Annotated in this window: 5 protein-coding genes and 2 pseudogenes; 5 read left to right on the forward strand and 2 right to left on the reverse strand. The window is 57.2% G+C overall.

The annotated features are described in order from the left end of the window. Nucleotides 1–14: 14 nt before the first annotated feature. Nucleotides 15–1,217 (reverse strand): HlyD family efflux transporter periplasmic adaptor subunit, encoded by a 1,203-nt coding sequence (locus tag CBW50_RS18835; protein WP_226935715.1) that lies wholly within the window; start codon nt 1,215–1,217, stop codon nt 15–17. 288 nt (nt 1,218–1,505) lie between these two features. Here CBW50_RS18835 and CBW50_RS18840 point away from each other — a divergent pair, with 288 nt between their 5' ends. The 5 genes and pseudogenes from CBW50_RS18840 (at nt 1,506) to CBW50_RS29010 (ending at nt 6,638) form a co-directional block, all read left to right on the forward strand. Then, nucleotides 1,506–2,876: a sigma-54 dependent transcriptional regulator gene (locus CBW50_RS18840; protein WP_086146980.1), complete on the forward strand. Its 1,371-nt coding sequence runs from the start codon at nt 1,506–1,508 to the stop codon at nt 2,874–2,876. Between the two features lie 103 nt (nt 2,877–2,979). Further along, nucleotides 2,980–4,083, forward strand: coding sequence for a PAS domain-containing sensor histidine kinase (locus tag CBW50_RS18845; RefSeq protein WP_226935717.1), 1,104 nt, complete (start codon nt 2,980–2,982; stop codon nt 4,081–4,083). Nucleotides 4,084–4,301: 218 nt separating this feature from the next. Further along, nucleotides 4,302–5,960 carry an alpha-glucosidase gene (locus CBW50_RS18850; protein ID WP_172404814.1) on the forward strand — a complete coding sequence of 553 codons (1,659 nt, stop codon included), beginning with the start codon at nt 4,302–4,304 and terminating at the stop codon, nt 5,958–5,960. Between the two features lie 37 nt (nt 5,961–5,997). Then, a pseudogene (locus tag CBW50_RS18855) lies at nt 5,998–6,156 on the forward strand (transposase); the annotation flags it as partial. 134 nt (nt 6,157–6,290) lie between these two features. Further along, the gene (locus CBW50_RS29010; protein WP_139842570.1) at nt 6,291–6,638 is read left to right on the forward strand and encodes a hypothetical protein; all 348 of its coding nucleotides are present in this window, start codon (nt 6,291–6,293) and stop codon (nt 6,636–6,638) included. 122 nt (nt 6,639–6,760) lie between these two features. Here the strand turns inward: CBW50_RS29010 and CBW50_RS29015 are convergent. Then, a pseudogene (locus CBW50_RS29015) lies at nt 6,761–6,900 on the reverse strand (IS3 family transposase); the annotation flags it as partial.

The raw sequence follows: 6,900 nt of genomic DNA on the forward strand, positions 1-6,900 counted from the left end.
CCGTGAGAGACCTATTAGTGGGTAAGCTGAAGATGCAGCGCCGTTGCATACGGCGTGTATGACGACACGATAACGCGCTCGCCGGCGACCAAGCCGTCGAGTACTTCGATCTGCGTGCTGTTTCGCCGGCCAAAACGCACGGCCCGGCGCTCCGCTTGTACGCCGTCAGCGCGCACGACGAATACCCAGCCGCCGCCGGTGTCATTGCTGAACGCATCATTTGGAAGAAGCAAGCTAGTCCGCGCAGCACCCAGCGTGATCAGGACGTCGACGCTCTGGCCTGGGCTGAGGGTGGCCGGCTGGCCATCAACGAACGTCAACTCAACAGTGAATTTGCCGTCGCTCACTTGCGGATATATGCGGCTGACAACCACGTGCGTGGTCTGGCCATCGATCACGGCTGTCGCCGGTCGGCCGGTGGCAAGGCGACGCAAATAGTATTCGTCGAGCTGGGCCGCCAAACAAAATTGCGCGACGTCGTCGATACGTCCAAGGCGCTGTCCTGATCGGACCGTTTCCCCTACCTGCAATTTGAAATCTGCAAGGCGGCCAGCAACGGGCGCGCGCACGGCCAGTGCATCGACGCCGGCATTGACCAACTTCAGGCCATCTTCCAGCCTGGATACCGCCTGGGCAATCTGTCCGATGGCGTCGCGCCGGGCTGCCTCTTCGCTTTTTCCAGCGGCGTCTTCGCTGGCGAGCGCGTGGCGCTGCCGCGTCAGCTGGTCGGCTACTTCTTCCAGTGCAGAACCCGACACGAAACCCTGCTTGGCCAGTGCCGCGCTCCTCGCGAATTGCTTCTCAGCCTGAGCGACCGCAAACGCGAGGTCGGCGCTGCGCCGCGCACTTTCCGCCCGGCTGGTTTCACCCGCGAGGCGCAGGTTCAACAGGTTTGAAATCTGCTGCGCATGCTCAGCTTCGCGTGCGAGCACCTCAAGCCGGCGCTGTGGATTCGACAGCCGGAACAGCAATTCGCCTTGGCGTACCAGCGCGCCATCGCGCACCATCACCTCTTCGGCCCGGCCATTTTCCACCACATCCAGCACGACCGAGTGCAGCGGCTGGGCCGTTGCACGCGCGGCCACGTCGTCGCGCAGGATGCCGCGCTCGACGACAGCGATGCGCACGCTGGCAGCGGGCACCTGCAGTCCGCTGGGCCAGAGCCACCACGCCAGTGCAGCCAGTCCAATCAAGATGAGCAAAATCGCTATTGCCATGCCCCAATGCCGGCCGCGCTGTCGTAGAACCGGTTGGTCCATAGCCGCCCCCGTAGGGCGTGATGCATTTGTGCTGTGGTCTTTTATCATGTTTTTTATTGTAGCAACATCCGTGCCACGCGATTTCGGAGCAATCGACCGACATTTTTTTTCACTTTCCCGCTCATTCGTCCGCAAACGCACATGCAAACTGTCCACTTCCGGACACTTTGGGCAAAGTGATATCGCGCTGTGGAATCATGCAAAGCATGCTGATAAACTCGAGTTTTGTTAATTCTTTTATTTCCAATGTCCGGCAAGCACGCAAATGTACTGATCCTCGACGACGATGCAGACGTGGCGCTGGCAGCGCGCATGCTGCTGCGCCGGCACGTCGCGCAGGTCGCGACACTTGACCATCCTGCACAGTTACCCACATGGCTCGCATGCAATCGTCCTGACGTTGTTCTCCTCGATTTGAATTTTTCGGCGGGACGGACGGATGGTGGCGAAGGTATGCAAGTTTTGGCGCAATTGAGGGCGCTGCCCAACCCACCCGATATCATCGCGATGACCGCGTACGCTGATGTTCCTCTAGCCGTTGCGGCGATGCAGGGCGGAGTAAGCGATTTTCTGACAAAGCCGTGGGATAACGTGCGCCTAGTGCATGCTGTCGAGGCAGCCTTTGCGCGACAGGCCTTGCGTCAGCCTATTCATGCTAAAGCATCTGACGCGGCGCCAGCCGACGCCGATGGATTGCTCGGAAACTCGGCTGCGATGACTGCCTTGCGTGACATGATCGCCAGTGTGGGGCCCACCGAGGCAAACGTCATGATCCTGGGAGAAAACGGCGTTGGCAAGGAACTGGTGGCGCGCGCTGTTCACCGGGCTTCACACCGGGCATCCCGGCAGTTTTTGGCAGTGGATATGGGGAGCCTGCCAGAGGCAACGCTGGAAAGCGAATTGTTCGGACACCGGCGCGGCGCGTTCACCGATGCACGCAATGACCGCGCGGGACGCTTCCAGGCAGCGTGCGGCGGCACATTGTTTCTTGACGAAGTCAGCAATATGCCCTTGACAGCACAAGCAAAGCTGCTAACAGCGCTCGAACGACGCCAGGTGACGCCCTTGGGCGCGGACACTCCCGAGGGCGTTGACGTGCGCGTCATTAGTGCCACCAATCTCGAAGAAGACCGGCTGCACGACGTTGCGCTTTTTCGCACAGACCTTCTGTTTCGCCTAAATACTATCGTCCTGCGCGTCCCGCCCTTACGCGAGCGCGCTGGCGACATTCCGGACTTGCTGCGCCATTATTTGGCCCACTACGAGCAGCAATATCGCAAACCCGCGCGCGCCATAGCAGCGACCGCATTCGATGTACTGTGCTCGAATGCATGGCCAGGCAATGTTCGCTCCCTGCGCCATGCCTGTGAACGCGCTGTCATCCTAGGTCGGGAAAATGTCTATACCATCGCTGACTTTGGTATTTCAGCGAAGACAGCTGTGCCTGCGTTATCGTCCCCGCTCACCATCGATGTCCCACGTGAACTGGGTACACTCGAACGTGCCGCCATCGCCGCGGCGCTGCTGGAAGTTAAGGGAAATATCAGCAAGGCTGCCAAGACGCTGGGCGTAAGCCGGGCAGCGCTGTATCGCAAGCTGGACAAACATGGGTTATAGGCGGGCTCGCGTCGCCCTCGGCGGGACACTGCTTGTTGCGGCTGGGKGGGTAGGTGGTGCGCTAAATGAGAGCGTTGATGGCCTGGGAGCTCGCGCCGCCGTTTTGCTCATCCTGACAGTGCTGCTCGCCGCAGCGCTGATTTGGCATTCAATCGTACACGTTACGGCAATGACGCCAGAGAGACCGTTTCAACTCACGACTTTGCACGCGCCTGAGCCTCTCCGTCTGCTATTGCTTGAAGCACGGCTTGAACATGCGCCGGTCCCTCTGTTCAACATGATGCCGACCAGGATGGAACCATTGAATGCAAGCGCGCGGCGCCTACTGGCGCCTGGACGTGTCACTGACACGGTTTCCCTGAATACGGCTTTAGCCGGCCTTCCCGTTGGCACGCGGACGCTGGTTCAGTTCGACAGTGAGCATGGCACTGAACGTGCCCTGGCCGTCCGCAATGCTTTGACCGTCAATGGTGCGCCGCAATCCCTCGTTGCACTGCTGCCGCTGGAGGACGAACTTTCCGCTGAAGCCATGCAAGCCTGGCGCAAGCTCGTGCATGTATTGACCCATGAGATCATGAATTCACTGACCCCAGTGGCGTCCCTTTCGCAAACGTCGCGCACGCTGCTCGCTGAGGCAGCAGGCTCTCTTGCTCCCGACGTGGCCGCAGACCTTGACGTCGCGCTAGACGCAATAAGCCGTCGCGCTGAAAGTCTGAGTCATTTCGTCAGCCATTACCGCGTGTTGGCCAGCCTGCCTACGCCACTGCCTCAACAATTCCAAATCAAGGACTTGTTTGCACGTTTATCGGCTTTGGTGGCACCGAGCTGGCAGGCCCGCGGAGGAAGCGCGACGTTCGTCGTCGCATCAAGCACGCTGGCATTACGGGCGGACTCTGGCCAGATCGAACAAGCTCTGGTTAACCTGCTGCAGAATGCGTTGGAAGCAACCACCGCGAGTCTGGTGCCGCAAGTGGCCGTCAATGCGCGCCTCACGACAGGTGGCCGGTTGCGCATCGATGTGCGTGACAATGGACATGGCATTGCCGATGGGGTAGCGGCGGAAATGTTTACGCCATTTTTCTCGACCAAAAAACAGGGAAGCGGTATCGGCCTTGCAATGGTGCGGCAGCTAATTCAGTTGAACGGCGGAACTGTGCGCTACGCCCGCCCGGTCAACGATGGCGCTCACTTCATCATCACATTCTAGGTCACGGCATCTTGAATCGCCACCTGTAGCTTAGATCCATAGTTTTGAAAGATGAAAAGCCGATGGATCGTGTGAGTGGCCTGAGTGTCTTGCCAAGCGCTTGGTGTACGATCTCATAGCTGCCTGATCCAACGACGAGATCGGATCTGTCCTACCCCTGGCGATCCCTTGGCACGTTGCAAGACAGTGCCGCCAATCCATAAGCGAGAAAGATAATCATGTTGGATAAGCAATGGTGGCATAACGCCGTCGTGTATCAGATCTACCCACGTAGTTTTCAAGACAGCAATCACGATGGGGTCGGTGATCTGGCCGGCATCATCGGCAGACTGGACTACCTGCAACATCTGGGAATCAACCTGATCTGGCTGTCGCCGGTGTACAGGTCGCCGATGGACGATAACGGCTATGACATCTCCGACTATCAGGATATCGCCGCTGAATTCGGCACATTGGCCGAGATGGAGCAGTTGATCGCAGGAGCGGCCAAGCGCGACATCCGTATCCTGATGGATCTTGTGGTCAACCACACCTCTGACGAGCATGCTTGGTTCGTCGAGGCGAAGAAATCCAAGGATAGCCCCTACCGTGACTACTACATCTGGCGCAATGCAGGCGCCGATGGCTCACCGCCCGACCAGCAACGTTCGTATTTTGGCGGGAGTGCATGGGAATACGATGCCGCCAGCGGTGAATATTACTTCCATCTGTTCTCGAAACGACAGCCGGACCTGAACTGGGAAAATCCCCAGGTGCAGGAAGAGGTGCATCGCATGATGAACTGGTGGTTGGACAAGGGCATCGGCGGCTTCCGCATGGATGTGATTGATCTCATCGGCAAACAGGTCGACCAGCAGATTATCGCCAACGGCGCACAACTGCACCCGCTGCTGCAGCAAATGCACCAAGCGACCCTGGCCGCACGCGATGTAGTGACGGTGGGCGAGACGTGGAGCGCCACCCCGGAGATCGCCAAGCTGTATTCCGACCCGGCGCGTCAGGAGCTGTCGATGGTCTTCCAGTTTGAGCACATCACCATGACCCACGATGCCAAGGAGGGGAAATGGAAGCCGCGGCCGTTCGATCTAATCGAATTCAAGCAGATCATCAGTAAGTGGCAGACCGAGCTGGCCGATGCCGGCTGGAATTCACTGTTCTGGAATAACCACGACCTGCCGCGCGCCGTATCCAAATACGGCGATCCCGGCCGCTATCGGGTCGAGTCGGCCAAGATGCTGGCCACCGCGCTACATTTTCTCAAGGGCACCCCTTACGTCTATCAAGGCGAGGAAATAGGCATGACCAATGTCCGTTTCGATTCCATCGACGACTATCGCGACATCGAATCGCTCAACCTCTACCACGAACGCATGGCCGCCGGCGTGTCACCGGAGACGATGATGGCCGGCATCCACGCCAACGGACGGGACAATGCACGCACCCCCATGCAGTGGAACAGCACACACAACGCCGGCTTCAGTACTGGCACGCCATGGCTAAAGCTGAATCCAAACTACCCCGAGATCAACGTCGCGGCCGCGCTGGAACAACCCGATTCGGTCTTCTTCCACTACCAGAAGCTGATCGAACTGCGTAAGGACTGGGACGTCATGGTTTACGGAAAATACCAGCCGTTGCTGGAGCAGCACCCGCAGGTATTCGCCTACCGGCGCAGCTTGGGAAGCCAACAGGTCGTTGTCGTCAACAACTTCTCCAGCGAACACGTCGAACTGGATCTGCCGGCGATGCTGCACGGCATTGCCGGGCAAGGCTTGATCAGCAACTATGCCCAGCGTGACAGCTTGACCGGCCACCTCAGCCTGCAGCCATACGAATCGTTTGCGATCGCGTATGAGTGTGAGGCGGGGCGCGGGTAAAACGTTGCTGTGCAATCACATCGAGTCGCGCGATCGCCTGGGTAAATGGCGCTGGGTGGTCGAACGCACACTGGGCTGGCTGCACCACTTCCGCCGATTACGCATCCGCTACGAACGCCGTGCCAATATCCACCGGGCGTTTCTCTCGCTTGCTGGCATACTCATCTGCTGGCGATATATTCGAAGATGTTCTTAGGCCTTGTTAGTCTATCTTGTCTTGGCATCGATATTGGTTAATGAGACTGAACCGAGTAAAGTATGGTATACAGCGGTGAGCCACATTCCAATTTTTTTATTTGGTAACTTGCCATCGTCGTAGTTTGGAGCAATATGAAGCATCCATATCCACCGTATTCTGCCATTGAGCTTGCGCTGAACGAAGTTATTCTAGCTGCTCGCTTGAAAGGGGTGAGCTTCAGGAATACTGAATTGATTACTACGTCAGAGGAATGGGATAGAGAACTGGTGGTTTTATTTTTTTATCAAAATGACACTGATGTGCAATGGAATCAAGAAAACGGCATTAATGAATGGTTGCAGCGAAAATTCGTTCATGAACTGAATGCCACCAAAGTCCGCTATGGTTTTTCTGAATTTCCAGAGATCATTTTCATGTTTGACTCCGAAGAGAATGTTAAGACTAATTTTCAAGGGGATTATTTTTTACGGCTAAGGTAGTGTCTCGTTACCACCGTTTAATTCGCAATCCAGTTGCTGACACTCATTTTGGAAGGGGTGAATTGCCACCCGTCGCTTAAACTCTCCTGATCCATAGTTCCCAGAAGATGAAAGTGTAGTGGTCAACCCATCCCGGACACTACGTTAAGTTTTTCTTCGGCGACGGCCGGTGCCAGTCCCTGGTTGAACTGATGTGGCCGTATCCAGTTATACCGGTGCATCAGGTAATGGCTAATGTCCCGTTGTGCTTCCTGTGCCGTCA

Origin of the sequence: Janthinobacterium sp. GW458P, from assembly GCF_002127585.1 — a bacterium.
In the GTDB taxonomy this organism is placed as follows: Bacteria; Pseudomonadota; Gammaproteobacteria; order Burkholderiales; family Burkholderiaceae_D; genus Janthinobacterium.

Excerpts from the sequence above, each read along its gene's own strand:
- CBW50_RS18850 (WP_172404814.1), top strand. The coding sequence starts at position 4,302 with ATGTTGGATAAGCAATGGTGGCATAACGCCGTCGTGTATCAGATCTAC.
- CBW50_RS29010 (WP_139842570.1), top strand. The coding sequence starts at position 6,291 with ATGAAGCATCCATATCCACCGTATTCTGCCATTGAGCTTGCGCTGAAC.
- CBW50_RS18840 (WP_086146980.1), top strand. The coding sequence starts at position 1,506 with ATGTCCGGCAAGCACGCAAATGTACTGATCCTCGACGACGATGCAGAC.
- CBW50_RS18835 (WP_226935715.1), bottom strand. The coding sequence starts at position 1,217 with ATGGCAATAGCGATTTTGCTCATCTTGATTGGACTGGCTGCACTGGCG.